Source organism: Croceicoccus mobilis (assembly GCF_001661965.1).
Lineage (GTDB): Bacteria > Pseudomonadota > Alphaproteobacteria > Sphingomonadales > Sphingomonadaceae > Croceicoccus > Croceicoccus mobilis.
Map to the genome: position 1 here is coordinate 1 of NZ_LYWZ01000017.1, position 17,741 is coordinate 17,741.

The 17,741-nt window shown below is 62.0% G+C and carries 20 protein-coding genes; 10 read left to right on the forward strand and 10 right to left on the reverse strand.

What is annotated here, in order from left to right; genetic code table 11:
- Nucleotides 1-233 (reverse strand): DUF4158 domain-containing protein (locus A9D13_RS04245; protein ID WP_156521895.1); only part of this gene is annotated, 233 nt, incomplete at its 3' end.
- Nucleotides 234-364: 131 nt separating this feature from the next.
- Here A9D13_RS04245 and A9D13_RS04250 point away from each other — a divergent pair.
- Complete coding sequence (locus A9D13_RS04250; protein WP_011950653.1) at nt 365-925, forward strand: recombinase family protein; 561 nt, start codon at nt 365-367, stop codon at nt 923-925.
- On the opposite strand, the gene A9D13_RS04255 is transcribed toward A9D13_RS04250, so the two are convergent.
- The 3 genes from A9D13_RS04255 to A9D13_RS04265 are packed head-to-tail and all read right to left on the reverse strand — an operon-like array spanning nt 920 to nt 3,262.
- The gene (locus tag A9D13_RS04255; protein WP_066770601.1) at nt 920-1,255 is read right to left on the reverse strand and encodes a hypothetical protein; all 336 of its coding nucleotides are present in this window, start codon (nt 1,253-1,255) and stop codon (nt 920-922) included. The genes A9D13_RS04250 and A9D13_RS04255 overlap by 6 nt on opposite strands.
- A gap of 4 nt (nt 1,256-1,259) precedes the next feature.
- Nucleotides 1,260-2,366, reverse strand: a complete 1,107-nt coding sequence (locus tag A9D13_RS04260; protein WP_066770602.1) for a phosphotransferase family protein — start codon at nt 2,364-2,366, stop codon at nt 1,260-1,262.
- Entirely contained in the window at nt 2,363-3,262 is a 900-nt protein-coding gene (locus tag A9D13_RS04265; RefSeq protein ID WP_066770965.1) for an SDR family NAD(P)-dependent oxidoreductase, read from the reverse strand. The genes A9D13_RS04260 and A9D13_RS04265 overlap by 4 nt, the downstream gene beginning before the upstream one ends.
- A 120-nt stretch (nt 3,263-3,382) precedes the next feature.
- Between A9D13_RS04265 and A9D13_RS20430 the strand changes: the two genes are divergently transcribed.
- From A9D13_RS20430 to A9D13_RS04275, 3 genes are read left to right on the forward strand one after another with little or no spacing between them, the layout of a single operon-like run.
- Nucleotides 3,383-3,574: a hypothetical protein gene (locus A9D13_RS20430; protein WP_156521920.1), complete on the forward strand. Its 192-nt coding sequence runs from the start codon at nt 3,383-3,385 to the stop codon at nt 3,572-3,574.
- On the forward strand, nt 3,564-3,794 hold the full coding sequence (locus A9D13_RS04270) for a biotin/lipoyl-containing protein (RefSeq protein ID WP_066770605.1): 231 nt from the start codon (nt 3,564-3,566) through the stop codon (nt 3,792-3,794). Before A9D13_RS20430 ends, A9D13_RS04270 begins: the two co-directional genes overlap by 11 nt.
- The gene (locus tag A9D13_RS04275; protein ID WP_066770612.1) at nt 3,794-4,546 is read left to right on the forward strand and encodes a 2-oxo acid dehydrogenase subunit E2; all 753 of its coding nucleotides are present in this window, start codon (nt 3,794-3,796) and stop codon (nt 4,544-4,546) included. Before A9D13_RS04270 ends, A9D13_RS04275 begins: the two co-directional genes overlap by 1 nt.
- Here the strand turns inward: A9D13_RS04275 and A9D13_RS04280 are convergent, their stop codons facing one another.
- The 5 genes from A9D13_RS04280 to A9D13_RS04300 form a co-directional block, all read right to left on the reverse strand.
- Complete coding sequence (locus A9D13_RS04280; RefSeq protein ID WP_066770614.1) at nt 4,547-4,834, reverse strand: FAD-binding protein; 288 nt, start codon at nt 4,832-4,834, stop codon at nt 4,547-4,549.
- Between the two features lie 276 nt (nt 4,835-5,110).
- A complete protein-coding gene (locus A9D13_RS04285) occupies nt 5,111-5,302 on the reverse strand; it encodes a hypothetical protein (RefSeq protein ID WP_066770616.1) in 192 nt (63 codons plus the stop codon).
- 90 nt (nt 5,303-5,392) lie between these two features.
- Nucleotides 5,393-6,649, reverse strand: coding sequence for a cytochrome P450 (locus A9D13_RS04290; RefSeq protein WP_066770618.1), 1,257 nt, complete (start codon nt 6,647-6,649; stop codon nt 5,393-5,395).
- Between the two features lie 20 nt (nt 6,650-6,669).
- Nucleotides 6,670-8,118, reverse strand: a complete 1,449-nt coding sequence (locus A9D13_RS04295) for an aromatic ring-hydroxylating oxygenase subunit alpha (protein WP_066770622.1) — start codon at nt 8,116-8,118, stop codon at nt 6,670-6,672.
- A gap of 62 nt (nt 8,119-8,180) precedes the next feature.
- On the reverse strand, nt 8,181-8,942 hold the full coding sequence (locus A9D13_RS04300) for an SDR family NAD(P)-dependent oxidoreductase (RefSeq protein WP_066770626.1): 762 nt from the start codon (nt 8,940-8,942) through the stop codon (nt 8,181-8,183).
- Nucleotides 8,943-9,207: 265 nt separating this feature from the next.
- On the opposite strand from A9D13_RS04300, the gene A9D13_RS04305 reads away from it, so the two are divergent.
- From A9D13_RS04305 to A9D13_RS04330, 6 genes are all read left to right on the forward strand, one after another.
- Nucleotides 9,208-9,957: an enoyl-CoA hydratase/isomerase family protein gene (locus A9D13_RS04305; RefSeq protein ID WP_066770628.1), complete on the forward strand. Its 750-nt coding sequence runs from the start codon at nt 9,208-9,210 to the stop codon at nt 9,955-9,957.
- Nucleotides 9,958-10,057: 100 nt separating this feature from the next.
- Nucleotides 10,058-11,230, forward strand: a complete 1,173-nt coding sequence (locus tag A9D13_RS04310; protein WP_066770631.1) for an aminoglycoside phosphotransferase family protein — start codon at nt 10,058-10,060, stop codon at nt 11,228-11,230.
- Nucleotides 11,227-11,667 (forward strand): nuclear transport factor 2 family protein, encoded by a 441-nt coding sequence (locus A9D13_RS04315; RefSeq protein ID WP_066770634.1) that lies wholly within the window; start codon nt 11,227-11,229, stop codon nt 11,665-11,667. The genes A9D13_RS04310 and A9D13_RS04315 overlap by 4 nt, the downstream gene beginning before the upstream one ends.
- Nucleotides 11,668-11,685: 18 nt before the next feature.
- On the forward strand, nt 11,686-12,693 hold the full coding sequence (locus A9D13_RS04320) for a hypothetical protein (RefSeq protein WP_066770636.1): 1,008 nt from the start codon (nt 11,686-11,688) through the stop codon (nt 12,691-12,693).
- Between the two features lie 7 nt (nt 12,694-12,700).
- Nucleotides 12,701-13,405: a TetR/AcrR family transcriptional regulator gene (locus A9D13_RS04325; protein WP_156521922.1), complete on the forward strand. Its 705-nt coding sequence runs from the start codon at nt 12,701-12,703 to the stop codon at nt 13,403-13,405.
- 73 nt (nt 13,406-13,478) lie between these two features.
- Complete coding sequence (locus A9D13_RS04330) at nt 13,479-14,273, forward strand: SDR family oxidoreductase (protein WP_066770648.1); 795 nt, start codon at nt 13,479-13,481, stop codon at nt 14,271-14,273.
- Nucleotides 14,274-14,501: 228 nt separating this feature from the next.
- On the opposite strand, the gene A9D13_RS04335 is transcribed toward A9D13_RS04330, so the two are convergent.
- A complete protein-coding gene (locus A9D13_RS04335; RefSeq protein WP_066770650.1) occupies nt 14,502-17,723 on the reverse strand; it encodes an SDR family oxidoreductase in 3,222 nt (1,073 codons plus the stop codon).
- Nucleotides 17,724-17,741: the final 18 nt, after the last annotated feature.

Genomic DNA, 17,741 nt, shown 5'->3' on the forward strand with positions numbered 1-17,741 from the left:
GCCAGGACCGACGCTGGGATCTCGGCGGGCGAGACTGGAAATGCGCCCAGAAACCGGGCGCTCGTCAGCATCACGGCAAAGCCGAGCCGATTGTGGTCGCCGCGCAGAGTTCCAATGAGGTCGCGATCAGTTTGGTCCAGATGGAAATATCGCGCGAGTTGATCGGCCGACGGTTCGCCATCAAAGCGGGCAAAGCCCTGACGCTGGGCGTCAGTGAGGTGACGGGTGGGCATACCGTGCGAAACTTTCAACTTTTGCGAAGGGGACGGCCCATGCCGATAAACAAGGCGAATTTCTTCGCAAAACATATGTGCGAAACAAAATTGTTTTGCAGTAACTTTCGCACAATATCTGGAGCAGTCGCATGAAGCTCGGCTACGCGCGCGTTTCCACCGAGGATCAGAACTTGGAAATCCAGCGCGGTCGGCTCTCGGAGGCGGGCTGTGAAATGATGTTCGAAGAGAAAATATCGGGGGCCGCTCGTGGCCGGCCCGAGCTTGAAAAGCTGATGGGTCACCTGCGCAAAGACGATGTTCTCGTCGTCGCCCGCCTCGATCGTTTGGCGCGATCCACCATCGAACTCCTGCACATCGCGGAACGCATCAAGGAAAAGCAGGCAGGATTACAATCGCTTGATGAACCTTGGGCCGATACCACGTCCCCGTCTGGCGTGATGATCATGACCGTATTCGCTGGGATCGCCCAGTTCGAGCGGACTCTCATATTGAGCCGAACCGAGGAGGGGCGAAAGGCGGCGATGGCGCGCGGTGTGAGCTTCGGACGCCCAAAGAAAATGCGCCCAGATCAGGCGGAGCTCGCTCGCCAACTCGTTCTCGAGGGTAAGTCCATTAGCGCCGTCGCAAGGACCTTCAACGTTCACCCGGCCACCATCTATCGCTGTATCGAGCCAAACAGTGCCTTATGACACTTTCCTGTTCCGCTCAGCCGCACGACCCAGATTGCGGTAGCTGCCGGAAGCGCGCGCCTCTGCCTCCAGAACGGCGCGTAATGATGCCGCGCCGGTGCCATTTGCATCACGCCATGCGACTGCCTTGGCCAGCAATCCCGTCAGCCGCGCGATATCGGTAGTCAGGATCTGACCCTCGTGCTCGATCCTCAGCGCGATATGGCGCAACAGATGTTCGATGGTCGCCGCCGTGCTGCGCCCGTCGACATCGGTAAGGCGGGGCACGATCTCACGCGTGAAGGCGGACTGGACCGTGGCCAGAACCTCAAGGCAGGTTGGGTGGATCATGATCTCAAGCCTCCTCGCCCTCGTCGAACATATCGATTGATTCGTTCATTTCCTCGAACAATTGGGGATCGGCGGGCGGCCCCAGCCCCAGCGCATGGGCCATGACCCGGCGCACCACATGTTGCGGTTCGGTTGTTGTCCAGCCCTGGCGTACGGTCGCATTGGGGCTGCGGCGCACCACATTCGTGGTAAAGGCAAACATTACCATGCGCCCGAACAGGCGGGCCAGCTGGTAATAGCGCACATTGTCCATCGATACCGGCACGCGGGCCTGCGTGTTGTAGTAATCGACCGCCATCTCATGGTCCCAGACGGTTTCGCCCTCGATCTCGATCGCTTCGGTAAAGCCCTGCACCATGGCCAGATCGCTGGCCGGATCGCCGACGATCGATTCCTCCCAATCGCTCATCGCAACAATTTGCCCGTCGCGAAACACTTCTTCGCCAAGGCCATTGGTGCCCTTGCACAGGCTGATCCGGGCGGCAGACGGTGCGTTGGCGCGCAAGAAGGCATGCGCCTCGTGCATCAGCGGCTGCGGCTCGCCGCCGAATTCATCGAAACGGCGCATCAACAATTCCAGATAGAACGGTGCCGCTTGCGCCTCGTCGGCAGGGGCGCCGAACAGCTCTCCGAAACCGGCCGCGCGCCAGTCGGCATCATGCACCTTGGCCAGGGCGCGCATATGTTCGCGCGATGCTTCCAGCTGGATGCGCTTCGCCTCGTCGCTATCGGTGCCGAAGCCGGGCACTTGCCACGACCCGTCCACCAGTTCGCGGGTATAGAACGGGCGCGGAGTTTTCGCCGGGTCGCTTTCCCAGAACAGCGCGCGGGCATGCGGAATGTCCGTCTTCCCCAGAGCTCGATAACATTCATATTCGCGGTCGAGCGGCGTGGGATCGCCTGCCCCTGCCGGATGATCGGCACGCAGCGTGAGCTGGTGTTCACCGTTATCGTCGCGGTATCGCGCAAACCATGTCTGACGCGATGTACCGCGGGTAAAGCGCGTGAACTCCACGACATCGACAGTATGGCCCGACCGGTTCGCCAAATAGGCAGCGAACCAGCTGCCATTGAATTCATCGGGCACAATCATGTGCGCCGGCCCGATCAAGGGTCGAGTTCCTGCCCGCGGTCGATGCCCGCATTCTTGCGCGCTTCGGCGACGATCTTCTTGACGCCCGCGTCGATCTCGGTCGGGTCCATCGACGCTTCCATCTGCGGACCGTGCTGCCAGCTCTCGATCACCGAATAGCCAAAGCCCCATGCCTCGAACACGCGGCCGCTGATCGGCGCGGACTGTTCGCTGGCGAGATAGGCGACCAGAGTCGCGATCCATTCGGGAGCGCGGCGGCGTTCCTGCTCTTCGGTCAGTTCGCGCAGACCTTCGGTCATGCGGGTCTGGGCGCGCGGTGCGATCGCATTCAGGCGCACGCCATAGCGCGTCAGCTCGCGTGCGGCGACAATGGTCATGGTCGCGATGCCCGCCTTGGCCGCGGCATAGTTCGTCTGGCCGATATTGGCGAAGAGGGCGCTGTGCGAGGTTGTATTGATGACGCTGCGATCGGCCTTCTTTCCGGCCTTTTCCTGCGCCCGCCAGAAATTGGCGGCATGATGCATCGGCGCAAACGTACCCTTCATGTGCACCTTGGTCACAACGTCCCATTCATCTTCGGACATGTTGACCATCATGCGGTCGCGCAGGATGCCCGCGTTGTTTACCAGTATGTGCAGGTCGCCGAACGTGTCGATGGCCTGCTCGACCATCTGCTTGGCCGCACTCCAGTCCGATACGTCTGATGTGTTGATCGCGGCCTTGCCGCCCATCTTCTCGATTTCCGAAACAACTTCCTGCGCAGGGGTCTGGTCGGCGCCCTCACCCGAAGCGGAGGAGCCCAGATCGTTCACGATCACATTGGCCCCATGTTTCGCCAACATCAGCGCATGCGCGCGGCCAAGCCCGCGCCCGGCCCCTGTCACGATTGCGGTCCGACCTTCCAGCAAGCTCATCGTCATCTCCCGATCCGGTTTTCGTTTTCGTCGTCGCGGCATGACGGAAACCCGCCTCGGCCGCCCAAACTAGTACGCTGGCTAACCTTATGGCTTGGCGCGGTCAAGAATAAAGTATGCATGGTCACCTTCATGCTGGCGGCGATTGCCTTTCTGCGTGTTGACGGATACCGTAAGCTAGCGTATCGAATCCGGGAAACGCCCATCGAGGGCACGCCGCACGATGCGCCGGACGGGCGGAAACGTGACGGGGAACGGAGAGATTCTGGCCAGTGGGCCGGTGCTGAAGAGGAATTGCGACATGGCGACTGAAGTGGTGCTCCCCAAGCTCGGCTTTTCGATGAATGAGGGCACTTTGGCCGAATGGCTGGTGGCCGATGGCGGCGCGGTGACAGAAGGCGAGCCGCTGTTCGCGCTGGAAAGCGACAAGTCGACGCAAGAGGTCGAGGCCCCCTGCTCGGGCACGCTCAAGATCCTGAAAGAGGTGGGCGAGACCTATCCAGTCGGCACGGTGCTGGGCGAAATTTCCTGATGGCGACGGTCGCCGACACGATCGGCGCGCTGGCCCCGTTCCCGGACATCGATTTCAGCGAGTTCGGAGAAGTCGAGGTCAAGCCGCTGTCGCGCATCCAGAAGCTGACGGGCGCGTTCCTCGGCCGTAACTGGGTGGCAATCCCGCATGTCACCCATCACGACGAAATCGACGTGACCGAGGCGGAGGAGCGCCGCCGCACCTTTAACGAAAGCAATGGCGTCAAGGTCACCCCCGTCGTGCTGCTGGTCAAGGCGCTGGCCCGCGCGCTGGGCGAATTCCCGCAGTTCAACAGCTCGCTTTCGGCGGACGGCAATTCGCTGATATACAAGAAATTCACTCATGTGGGCGTAGCGGTCGATACCCCGAACGGCCTGCTGGTCCCGGTCCTGCGCGATTGCGAGGGCAAGGGGCTGGCGCAGATCGCGACCGAGCTGTCCGCCATCGCCGAAAAGGCGCGGACCAAGGGGCTTGCCATGCAGGAGATGATGGGCAGTTCCATGTCGATCAGCTCGCTGGGTCATATCGGCGGGACAGCGTTCACGCCCATCGTCAATTCGCCCGATGTCGCGATTTTAGGCGCGACCGCGATGCAGATGCGTCCGGCGCCCGCCGATGACGGTTCGGTTATCTGGCGCAAGATGCTGCCGCTTTCGCTGAGCTATGACCATCGCGTGATCAATGGCGCGGATGCCGCCCGCTTCGTGCGGGCGCTGGGCGTGGCGATGGCCGATCCGGCGCTGATCGCCTGACTAGCCGTTCGCCGCGTTGCATCCTGCTATGCGGCCGAACAGCGATCCCGACGACAGGGTCATTCCGCTGCCATAACCCTTGGCGGTCTGGATGATCGTCGCCGCACAGCTGCCCGCCGCGAACAGGCCGGGGGTCGCCGTGCCATCTTTCGCGATCACGCGCGCATCGGCATCGACCTTCAGCCCGCCCAGCGTGTGATAATGATAAAGCACCCGCCCAAGCGACAGGTCGAAGGCGGCGAAAGGCGGCTTGTCCAGCGGTCGCAGCCAATCGCGATATTTGCCCAATTTCCTGTCGCGCCCCGCCGCCGTAATCGCCTAACGCGCGCTGCAGCTGGCAAGCCGGAAATCCCAACCCCGCTTCCATTTCTTCGATGCTTTCCCATCCGTCGACGAGTTCGTAGCGAAAGAATTCGCCTAGTTCGGGTTAAGCGAAATCTTCCGAATCGAGGATGAGCCAAGCCTTCCCGCCGGGCTGTTCGAAAACATGCGCAGCCGTGCGCCCGTGATAGCTGTCCTCAGTCACGAAACGCTGGCCATGGACATTGACGATGACCCCGCTGATCAGCTGCGCGGGTGGAAAAAGCTGGCGGTGGCGTGAACCGCGTCCATCCCCTCCACCGCCGCGTCCATCACCTGTGCCAGCGCGTTGCCCGAACCGTCGCCATCGCTCGATCTTTCAAGGACGAGGACGCTGGCGCCCGCTGCCCGAGCCGCAAGCGCGGCGCTGGCCCCCGGCGATGCCGGGATTGACAATTATGACATCTGCCCCCGTGCCCGCATCAACCCGCGTGCCCGGATCGTGCCCAGTAACCGGAGCGGGCCCAGTAACCGGAGCGGGCGTGGTCAGCGCCGGAAAATCACCGGCACGTCGCTCAGCGCATGAAAGCCGAAGACGGGATCGTATTGCACCTCATCCGCAGGCCGCGCCAGCTCCACGCTGTCATAACGGTCGAGGATCGCGTTGAAGGCCTGGTCCAGCTCCTCACGCGCAAGGGCGCTGCCCGCGCAGTGGTGGACGCCCATGCCAAAGGTGCAATGGGCCGACTTGTTCTTGCGGTCGATGTCGAATTCCAGCGGGTCGTCGAAATGCTTTTCCGCATGGCTGCCCGATCCCCACATGACGAAGACGCAGTCGCCCTTACGCAATTGTACGCCGCCCAGTTCCACATCTTCCAGCACCGTGCGCGGCGTGGTGGTGGCGGGCGCATCGCGGCGGAGCACTTCGAGGTAGAAATCCTTGACCAGCGAACGATCCGCCTTGATCCGCGACCACAGCGCCGGGTTCTTTGCCAATGTCAGCATCCCCGAAGACAGGGCATTGCGCGTTGTTTCATTGCCGGCGATCACGGTAACATGCGCCATCGAAAGCGCCTCGTCCAAAGTGGCAGGGCGCCCGTCGAATTCGGCATTTGCAAAGGCACTGAGCAGATTGTCGGCGGGGCATTCGCGATATTCCTTCAGCCGCTTTGTCAGATAGTCATAGCCCTTCACGATCGTTTCGGTAGCGCTCAACGCACGTTCCATCGGATGGGTCGGATCGACCAGATGGGTGAATTCATCCGAATAAAAGCGGAAGAATTCCGAATCCGAATAGGGAATGCCAAGGATCAGGCAAATCACCTTGAGCGGTAGCGGGACCGAAAATGCCTCGACGAAATTGACCGGTACGCCATCGGGAATATCGGCTAGCAGGTCGGCGATGATCGCCTCTATCCTGTTGCGCCAACCCCGGATGCTGCCCGGCCCGATCACATCGGTCACAACCTTGCGATAGTCGAGCGAATGGGGCGGATCGGTCGCCTGCAGCGTGCGCACGATCGTATGGCCCGCCGCCTCGAACTTCTCCGCAAGTTCGGGGGCGAATTCATCGCCCCAGCGCCAGATGCTGGCATCGGGGTTGTTGCTGAATTTGTCGGTGCTGCGTGCGATATATTCGATTTCCTCGCGCCCGGTCACGACATAGACCGGCACGCGCGCGCCCGGCACGTCTATGGGGTAGACCGGGGCCTGTTCGCGCAGCATCTGCCATGCCTGGTGCGGACATGACAGGTTTTCCGGCGTGAATAGCTGAAAGCCCGACAGGCTGCTGCTCTCGTTCATGGCATGACTCCATAAGGCCGTTATGCAAGGCCTGCTTTCTTGTCGTTCAGATAGAGGTCGAGTTCGGCAAGGAACTGCTGGATGCGGCGTTCCTGCTCGCTCAGCACGATATGTTTCAGCCCCCGGCTCTTCATCCCCCGGTGCAGCGTGACCATATTGTCGAGGTCCTGGATCAGCAGTTCGCTGCTTGGCGGGTTGTCGAAGGGCGAGAATTCTCGCTCTGGTCGGGTTTCGCCGGTAACATCGGCATCGTCGTCTACGCCCATATAGGCAGGCGGACGCTTGCCATCGGCCAGTCGGCGGGTCAGCACGATATTGTCCCAGAACCCTTTTTCGGGGTCGGTCGGATGCGGGCGAAACCGCATCACCAGAATGCCTTCGGGGTGCATGTTCAGCGTGACATTGGGGAACAGGGTGGGGTTCCAGTCATCGGTGATCTGATTGTCGGTAAACCCGTCATAATCGATGCCGAACGGCTTGTTCTCCCGCTTGCCCTGCTGGATCGCACGGCGCACGCCGGTCGCATCGCCGCGATAGCGCGACGCTTTCAGCCCCGCTTCCTCCAGCATGAAAGCGAGCGCCACGTTCACGTGTTTCGTGTCAGGCCAGCGCTGGCTGACCATGCCCAGCGGGAAGAGATTGCGATTATGGCCGTTGGGATAGAAATCATACTGATAGAAATGATCGTCCATCATCAGCTTGGCCTGAGGGTGCGTCGCATGTGCGTGGTAGGCTTCGTTGAAGACGGTCATCAGCGTCTTCCAATTGGCCGGAATCTCGACGGTCAGCTCTTTCACCACATACATCTCGTCGATGCGGTAGCTTTCCATCATTGGCATCACGCCGGCGTAGAATTCCTCGAACGGGATCGGCGTTTTCGCCATCGACACGAAGATCAACCCGTTCCATTCGCGCACATGCACCGGGGTGAGGTCCAGATCCTGATCGAGCACCTCTTTGGCAAAACTCTCGCGGTCGGTCACGCGGACGTTCTTGCCCTTGAGGTTGAAGCGCCACGAATGGACGATGCAGGTAAAGCAGTCGAACCCCTTGCCGAAATCGCCTTGCACCAGCTCGTTACCGCGATGCTTGCAGACGTTGAAGAAGGCGGAAACCTCTCCGGGGGCGGAACGAACGATAATCAGCGACTGAGGGCCGATGTCGAATCTGAACCAGTCGCCCTTGTCCTGCAGATCGCTCGCGAAACCGGCCAGCAGCCAGGTTTTGCTCCAGAGCTTTTCCTCTTCGAGCTTCTTGTCCGCATCGCCGATGAAACGATCGGTCTCGACGATGCGGTAATCGGCGATGTCGGGATAGATTTCATCGAGGCGGGTGTCGGACTTGCCCTCATAATCGGCAGTGATTTCGCCCGGTTCGAGAAGGAGGCTTTCGGGATCGGCCATCACGTCCTTGATCGGCCGGTCGTTGAACCGGATCGCCCTGTAGCGGTCGGTGGCCTTGGTCGCCATTGCAATGCTCCGCAAATCGTCGTTGGCGGGCGCCGCAGCAGGCGCCCGCTGATGTCACAGGATCAGAACTGGATGCGCTTGGTGTAACCGCCGTCGATGACGAGGTTCGCGCCGATGATATATTTCGCCGCCGGGCTGGAGAGGAAAACGATGCCTGGTGCCACATCCTCGGGCGAACCCATCCGGTTGCCGAGCGGGATCTGCCCCTCGATGCCCTCGACCAGCTCGGGCATCACGGCCTTTACCCCGTCCCAATTGCCGCCGGGATAGCAGATCGGGCCGGGCGAAACGCAGTTGACGCGAATACCCTTGGGCGCGAGGGCCTGCGACAATTGCGAGGCATAGGTGATAAGCGCGCCCTTGATCGCGTTAAATGCTTGCGGGACGAGGAAGGTCTCGACGGCGGCGGTGCTCGACATCATCACGATGGAGCCGGCATCGGATTTCTCCAGATAAGGCTCAAGCGCCTCGACCGCGTCGACCGCGCCCAGCATGTCGATGCGAAAGCTTTCCTCCCAGTCCTGAGCGCCATTCGCGCCCGAAGAGCTGATCGAGTGGATGAAGATGTCGCAGCCGCCCAGCTCGTCGGCAAGGCCTGCCAGCATCGCCTTGTATTCTTCGCGGTCGTCCAGCACGAATTCGCGCGTCACATATTTGCCGCCCTTGCCTGCAAAGCCCGAAGCCAGCTCGTCCAGCGCCTCGCCATTTCTTGAAAACATGCCGATGTCGCAGCCCTCGGCCGCAAACAGCTTGACCGCTTCCTTGCTGAGACCGCGCGTCGCGCCGCCGATGATGACCTTCTTACCCTTAAGACCAAGATCCATTTCTTACTCCCATGTCGCGAACGGCCCGTCCCGGACCGCAGCAATTGATCGGTCAGGCGGCGCGATGGGAACGGCTCCTCCCGCAAGTCCAGCTGCAAGCCCGACCCACGGTAATCACCTCTCCTCCTGCACGCACCGGCCGGAGCCTGTGCTCGATTTTCTATCTTATCGGAGATAGTATGCACGCATATCTTTTTCGCGACAAGGGCAATTGTACGCTTCCTTTCGAATGGCGGGAGGCAAGGGCCCGCCATGGGGAACGAGGATGGAATGGGATGTTCAGCATGTCCGGGCCGAGCGCCGGGAAGTACCGGGCGGCGTGCTTGAAGTGGTGCTCGACCGCGCGGCCAGTCGCAATGCGATGACAACCGTGATGGTCGCCGAAATTCTCGCGATCCTCGACACGGATGAAGCGGTCGCGGCAGGCGCCATCGTGTTGAGCGGCGGCGGACGCGGCTTTTGCGCCGGAAGCGATCTGGCAGCGCTGGCCGCCATGACCGCGGGCGAACGCAGCCGGTTCGAGGCCGATTGCGGCACGCTGGCGCGCAGGATCGTCGCGTACCCCCGGCCGGTTGTGTGCGCGGTCCATGGGTTTGCGATTGGCGGCGGCCTGACTTTGGCGGCAGCCTGCGACATCGTGGTCAGCAGCCCGGATGCGAAATGGAGCCTGCCCGAAGTGCCGATCGGCCTCTTCCCGGCCTGGGGACTGGAGGGCGTCACGACAAGGGCAGGGATCGTCGCCGCCCGCCGCCTGTCCTTTGGCATCGACATTCTGTCGGGCGCCGATGCCCATGCCTGCGGGCTGGTTGATCGACTGGCCGACGATCCGGTCGCGGCCGCCCGCGACATCGCGGCGCAGCTCGCCGGTCTGCCCCATGCGCAATGCAGCTTCGTTAAGGAGTATTTCGCCGTTCCACGCCGGGGCGAGGAAGCGGACCGCCACGCCAATCGCCTGTTCACCGCATCCTGCGCGACGGACGAAGCGGAAGCCGGTTTCAAGCGATTCGTACGCTAGCTATTGACTTGGCTAATGCAGGCTTCTTAAACTAGTACGCAAGCTATCAAAGTAGCTGCGGGAGTCGCCGGTTCAGGCGCCGCCGAATTGGGAGACGCCGATGGAGACCGATGCCGCGCGCATCCGCGATCTTTTCGCAACCGAGGTGCATGAAGCGGCCGTGACCAAGGCCGAGCAGGTGCCGCCATCCTATGGTGCCATCACGCTGGAATGGCTGAACGACGTCTTGTGCCGTGATCGAGGCGATGTGCGCGTCACCGAATTCTCCTTTGACGAGCGCGATGACGGCTCGTCCAACAGGCGGCGGATCTGGCTTGGCTATAACGCCGTGGGGCAGGACGCCGATCTGCCCTCCAGCGTCTTTTGCAAGGCTGCGGAATCGCTGGAAAACCGCATTGTGCTGGGTGTCTCCGATACGGCGCGGGCAGAGGCCGATTTCTATCGCCTCGTCCAGCCCAGCCTTTCGATACCGACTCCGCAGGCCCGCTATGCCCGGTTCGACCCGGCCAATTTCGCCTATCTGATCATGATGGACGACATGGCGCACGACGTGCGCTTTCCCGATGAGCGCCACATGATAAGCCGCGACCAGGCCGAACAGATGGTGGCAACACTGGCAAGCCTGCACAGCCAGTTTTACCAGAGCCCGGAGCTTGGAACGAGCGCTCTGCCCTTCAAGACCTGGCCGGTCTGGTGGGCCGGGATGATGCGCGGATCGCTCGATTTTCCCGATTTCTGCGACATGGGTTTCGAATGTATTGCCCCGCGCCTTCCCGCAGCTCTGGTCAGCCGCCGCGCCGATGTCTGGCCCGCGACGATGGCTTCGGTCGCGCGGCACGAACATTTGCCCCACACGCTGATCCACAGCGACGTCCATCTCAAGAACTGGTTCATCGCAGGTGACGGGCGGATGGGTTTGCACGACTGGCAACTGACCACCATCGGCCATTGGTCGCGCGACTTCGCCTTTGCCCTGACCAGCGCGCTGACCGTCGATCAGCGCCGCAACTGGTTCGAGGATCTGCTCAGGCTCTATCTCGAAGAAATGGCGGCAAGCGGTGCAGGGCCAATCGATTACGACGATGCCTTTCGCAATGTTCGCGAACAGCTGATGACGGTGTTCGCCTTCTGGACAATCACCATGTGCCCGACCGGCGACATGCCCGCCATGCAGCCCGAGCGCACCACCACCGAATTCCTCATTCGCATGGGCACCGCGATCGACGATTACGGATCTATCGACTCGCTGCTCAATTCGGAGACTCCGGCATGAGCAATGACGTTCAGGCGATCCGCCTCCTCAAGGCTCGCTATTTCCGCTTTATCGACGAAAAACGCTGGGATGAGCTCAATGGCTTGTTCACCCGCGACCTCGTCTTCGACGTGCGCGGCGGCATGGCGCCGAGCACGCTGGCCGACAGCTATGACGACCCCCCGATCCAGGGCGCCGACGCGGCTGTCGCTTTCCTGCGCAAGGCGCTGGACCCGGCGATTTCCATCCACCAGGGCTTCATGCCCGAGATCGAGATCACCGGTCTCAAATGCGCGCGCGGGATCTGGGCGATGTCCGATATCATCCGCGCCCCCGAAGGCGGCCCCTACCGAGAGATCAGGGGCCATGGCCATTACCACGAAACCTACCGCAAATGCAGCGGCGTCTGGCACATCGCGAAGCTGCGCCTGACGCGGCTGGCCGTCGACATCACCTGATTAGCCGAAAGACCAGACATGCCCAACGTCCCCGTCAACGATTACCCGTGGGAAGGCCCCTTCCCCGACACGCCCAACTGGAGCGAAAATTTCCTGCTAGCCGGGCAGGACCCAAAAGCCGGGGTCGGTTTCTGGATGCATTGCGGGCGCTGGAGGAAGGACCTCGACATGTTCCGCGAGACCGTGGTGGTGCGCCTGCCCGACGGCACGGTCGCGGCATCGCGCGCGATCGGCAATGCCAATTCGGCCAAGGATGGCCCCGGCGGCCCCCATTACGCGATCCGTATCGTCGAACCGGGGGCAAGGCTCACTTATCGCTACAATGGCGGCATCCGCCGCGTGCCGTCGGCGGGCATGAAGACCGCGCTGGTCCCCGAAGGCCCGCGTACGCCGATGAAGATCGATCTGGCCTTTGCATCCGACGCCGATGTCTGGGACCTGCACAAGGTCGGCGGATCGCAGGATTTCCTGCCCGCAGGCCATATCGAACAGATCGGCCGTGTTACCGGCATCATCCGCGTGGGCGATGACGCGTATGACATCGACACCATCGCCAATCGCGACCATTCGCTCGGCCCGCGCGACAACAAGGACCTGATGAACCACCAATGGCATCAGGGCTATTTCGAGAACGGGATCAGCTTCCTGCTGTTCGACGCCATGACGCGAAGCGACGGCAAGGTCGTGTTCTCCGAAGCCGCCGTCTATGAAGGCGACAGGCTTTACGAGGCCGAGCTGGAACTGCCGTGGCGCTGCGACGATGCCGCGCGCGACCATGATCCGGTGCGCTTCAAGCTCCATTACGCCAATGGCACGCTCGATATCGAGACGACGGAGTATCAGACCGATTCCTACCTGTCGCTAACCTCGCCCAACGATCAATATGTCGGCGTCTATCCGACCGAGGGCGATACGCCGACACTGGTGCTGGCCGAGCAGTCGGTCGGGCTGATGCTGAACGGTTCGGTCCCCGGTTACGGCTGCTTCGAGCGCACGATTAACGGCCACGTCGAACCCGAGGCATGAGCGTTCCGTGACGCTCCCCTTCTCTCCGCCCGAGTTGCCCGAGGCGAAGATGCGCCTGCTGGTGGAGGCCGAGCGGGCGTTTGGCGAACATGGCATCGCCAATGCCTCGCTGCGGGAGATTTCGGAACGGGCGGGGCATCGCAACCGGTCTGCGGTGCAATATCATTTCGGCGATCGTGACGGCTTGGTCGTCGCGCTTCTGCAAATGCGGCGTCCGCAGGTGGACAAGATCCGCGCGGGCTTCTTTGCCGCGCTCGGCCTCGACATAGGGAGCAGCCCCAGTGAGGTTCTGGTCGAGGCGATCGCCGGACCCCTGCTCTTCAGCGAGTTGCGCAGCCGGCTGCAGCCCTATGCCCGGACGGTTCACGCCCTGCTGCAATATGATGTCGATGGCGAACTTTGGCGACAGACCGGCGATGCCGCGCCGCTGACCCGGTCGATCTATGCCGCGCTGCGCCTGCGGGGCCGGGGGATGGACGATGCCGAATGGCGCATGCGGCAGCTCGCCTTTGGCAGGTGCTGCGTCGATCTGGCCGCACATCGCGGCGCGATTTTTCCCGGTGGCACGATGGCCGATCAGCAACTGGCGGCAAAACTGATCGACATGCTGTGCGCGATGCTGCTGGCCCCCGCCACGGCCCAGCCGACACCCGCCCGGACGAACTGTACGATCTGGCGGACGATCGGTCGTATCGAGAATCTCGTGACCTAGGTTACCATATGCATCGAAAGGCCCCGAACCGCGCACGAACGGATAGACGGCAGGGGCCGGAGAAGGAGTCGAAATGAGCGATCTGAAAAGCGAAATTTTCAAGGGTAAAGCGGTCGTCGTCACGGGGGCGTCGAGCGGTATCGGCCAATCCATCGCGATCGAGCTGGGCCGCTGCGGTGCCGATGTCTGGCTGGTGGGGCAATCGGAAACCGGGCTGGCCGAAACCGTCTCTGCCATTGCCGACGCCGGGGGACCGCCTGCTACGCCCGTCAGCATCGACCTTTCGCAGCGGGGCCCGCTGGCCGCGTTGATCGCGCAAGTGGGTAGCGATCATCCGCATCTCTTCGCCGTCATCAACAATGCGGGCGTGATGTATCCCGAACCGATCATGGAGGGCACCTTTGAGCGCTGGCAGGCCATGCTCGACATCAATGTCATGGCGCAGCTTGAAGGGAGCCAGGCGGCGGTCAAAGCGATGCGCGCGCGGGGCAAGACCGGTCATGTCATCAATATCGGATCGGTCCAGGGCCGGTTCGAGGAGCCGGGCGTCTATGGCATCTCGAAAAAGGCGGCCGAGATGATCGGAGAGACTTTGCGCAAGGAACTGGAGCACGACGACATCCGCGTCGCCACCGTGATCCTTGGCGGTTTTGCGACAAAGCTGTCGCGCGGTTTCAACGAACAGAGCCTCAGGAATATCGCGGGCAATCTCGAAAAGCTCGGGATCGACCGGACCAGCCCCGAGATCAGCCGCATCGTCGGAGACCCGCAGCACGTTGCCAATGTCGTGCACTACATTCTCGAACAACCGATCGACATCAACCTGCACGAAGTCTTCATCCGACCGCCCATCAGCACCAAGGCGTGACCGCCATGGCCCTGCACCACTATCCGCAAGATCGGATGGGCCTGTCTCCACGGCCGCCCGATTTCGCATCAGACACGCCCGTCGAACGCCCGAAGCGGTCCACGTGCGGACCTGCCGGACAGATCGAGGAGCTGAACTCCTCGCTGGCTGAATTGCTCATGCAGGACCTTCGGGTCGAGAACGGATGCCTGCGCCTGCTGCATCTGGGATCGGACCGCTCGGTGACGATCACGCTCGCCAGCGGAGAGAGTGTACGGCTTGAACCGGTAGAAATCGCGATCGTATTTTACGGCGACGGGCACCGGGTGGGCGATGGTCCGAACCCGGAAAGACCGGCAGCCCGTCGTAATGCGCGCGTGCGCGGCTTCCATCGGGCTCAAGCCGGTAAAAGGAGCGCGGCGCCAGCCCGGTCTTCACGATGCTGTAGAGCAGCCGGGTGATCATGTCGGTTTCGTTATACTGCCCGACATAGCGGCGGTGCGGCATGATCATGTTGGGCCTGAAAACATTGACCGGCAGGCCGAACAGGTCATGCGCCTCGCGCAGCAGCACTTCGCCGGCCCATTTGCTGGCGGCATAGCCATTGGCATAGGCATCGCTGAGCGGGACCGGATCTGGCACATTGCGCACGTCGGTGTCTTCGGGTGCCGAGGTCAGGCTGGGCAGCAGTGCCGGAACGCCCACGGTCGATATGTAATCGAAACGCTTGAGCCGACAGGTCAGGGCCAGCGCGATCAGCTCTGCCGCACCCTTCACATTGGGCGCAAACAGGTTTTCGTATGACAGGCGATGGTTCACCAATGCTGCGGGATGGACGATGTGATCGACTTTCTCGGCAAGCATGGCGAAACTATCTTCGCCAAGTCCGAGGCGATGGTCCGCCAGGTCGCCGCACAGCACGGTAAGATGGTTTTCCGCCAATTCTCGGAACCGGGCCAGAAGATCGGGATCGCTCTTGTCGAATGCCGCCTCGAGCCGCTCTCGCGCTTCTTTTTCGGTCTTGCCGCGGGCGAGGCAGTAAACGGTGCCGTCGCAGCCGGCGGCATGTTCCAGCCATTCAAGGCACAGGAACCGGCCCAGAAAGCCATTGGCGCCCGTCACCAGCACGTTGCGGATCTCATCCGCCGGGGGCGCCGCCTGCGATGCGCCGGTCAAGGTTTCCTCTGCGATGAATTTATAGAGCTTGAGATCGTCGGCGCGCAGAATATCGCTTTGCGGGTGGACATCGCCCATGGTCACCCCCTCACCGGCCAGCAGCCGTTCGATCAGTTGGGCCAGCCAGCCGACGCTGGCGGCCGGGTGCAGGATCGCGCTAGCCGGGACAGATACGCCGAACATCTCTTCCAAAAGCAGCGACATGCCGACCGCGCCCAGCGAATCCCCGCCCAGATCGCCAAAGCTGCGCGGACTTTCGACATCGACCGTGGCCAGGCCGAGATTAGCCTTGAATGCGCCTGCGACCTTTTCGGCGACGCTGCCCTCGCCCCCTTCGCGCAGGCGCGCCAGTTCAGCCTGCTGCTGCCGGTCCATCTCTTCATACTTGGCTTCCAGCCGGTCTGCGTATTTGCGCTTCCGATTGGGCCTCAGCGGTTTTCGGGCGCTCGACAGCAGGCCGTTTTCATAGCTGAAAGCTTCCCGTTCGATGATGACGTCGCGCGGGATTTCGAAATTCTTCAGCTCCGCCTTGCGCGCAACCTCTTTCAATTCGCGCAGCACCAGTTCGCGCAATTCGGCATCGTCAGGCGCATGCCCCAACCCGGCGCGCGCAACCTCGATATCGGGCACCACCACGGCAAGCAGATAGGAGCGATAGGAGCTGCCATAGACGAAGCACTGCTCGATCAGCGAACTATTGCCGAGGAAGGTCGTCTCAAGCGGGCCGACCGCGACGAATTCGGCCTGGCTCAGCTTGATCACATTGCCACGCCGGTCGACCCAGACGATATGGTCGGGTCCGCGCTGTTCCATGATATCGCCGGTCTTGAGATAACCGTCCTCGCTAAAGACCGAGGCGGTTGCTTCGGGCCGTTTGTAATAGCCTTGGAACAATTTGTCGGTCTTCACATAAAGCTCGCCGCGCGGGAACGGCTTGTCGGTCGTGAAATAGCCCAGTTCGGGCACATCGACGAGCTTGAACTCGGTCCCCATATAGCCGGTCAGCCGGTTGCCCTGCGTGATGGCGGCCGCGCCCGCTTCGGTCTGGCCATAACCTTCGACGAAGGGCATTTCGAAACATTCGGCGATAAAGCGGCGCACTTCGGGCGCGGTGGGGGATGATCCGACCCCGCCGCCGCACAGCCTGTCACCCAGATGGCGGTCCTTCATCTCGGCCCGTACGGCAGCGTCGGCCATCGCCTCGTCCTCTCCGCGCGCAATGCGGCGCTGCAGTTCCGACTGGAAATGCTGATAGACCAGTTCGCACACACGCGGGATGAACAGGATGCCGGTCGGGCGGGCGATGCGGAAATCGTCGAACAGGGTCGACATGTCGCTATGCAAGGTGAAATAGGCCGTGCCGCCCTGCGCCAGCGTGGAATGCACCATGTTGCGGCCCATGAAATGATTCATCGGCGCATAGGCGACCTGCACCGTCGGCGCATAGGCCGGGATGGTCTCGTTCCAGAACTGGGAGCTGATCCGGTCATGGATGATCGCCCCCTTGGGCTTGCCGGTGCTGCCCGAGGTGTACATGATCATCGAGACATGGTCCGGCCCTGTTTCGGGCAGAGGCTGCCAAGGGATCGCAGCCCCGCGCGCGACCGCCTCGTCAAAGGTGATAAGCTTTACCATGCCGCCCGCATCGGCCAGCGCCTTGCGTGCCTGCGCGATGGCGGAACGTTCGGCATCGACCCGGTCATCGCTATCCATCACGATCAAGCTGCGGATCGTTTCCTGCCCGATGGCATAGCCGGTCGCGACGTCGAGGTTATCGATAGAGGCAGCAAGGACGACAGGCGCTATATCGGTCAGGATTTCGCGCATGTCGGGACCGGGCAGATTGGCCTGCAGCGGAACCGAAACCGTTTGCGCGTAATTGCAGGCAAGGTCGATGGTCGCCATCTGCGCACCGGTAAAGGCAATGAAGGCGATCATCTCGCCCGCGGCAGCGCCATGCTCCGCATCGTGCTGCCACAGGCTGGCGATCGCCTCTATCCTACGGGAAAGCTCGGCATAGCTGATCGTATCGAACCGATCCGTATAGCGCCGCACCATGCGTCCGGCCCCGTCATCGTCCAGCTCGTAATGGCGCGAACCTAGCGCAGGCCTGTCGGCATAGCCTTCCAGCACCGCCGCGATCATATGCCGATAGGAAGCGTCCGGCCGTTGCAGCGCGGCGGTCACCCCGGGTTCGGGAACGCGTGCCGCGATTTCGGGGTCGTTTGCGATCATCCGGCGCATCTTCGCGCGCGCTACTTCGACAAGGTGGCTCTGGTTGAATTCTTCGGTCATGTCCGATCCTGTCCCGTT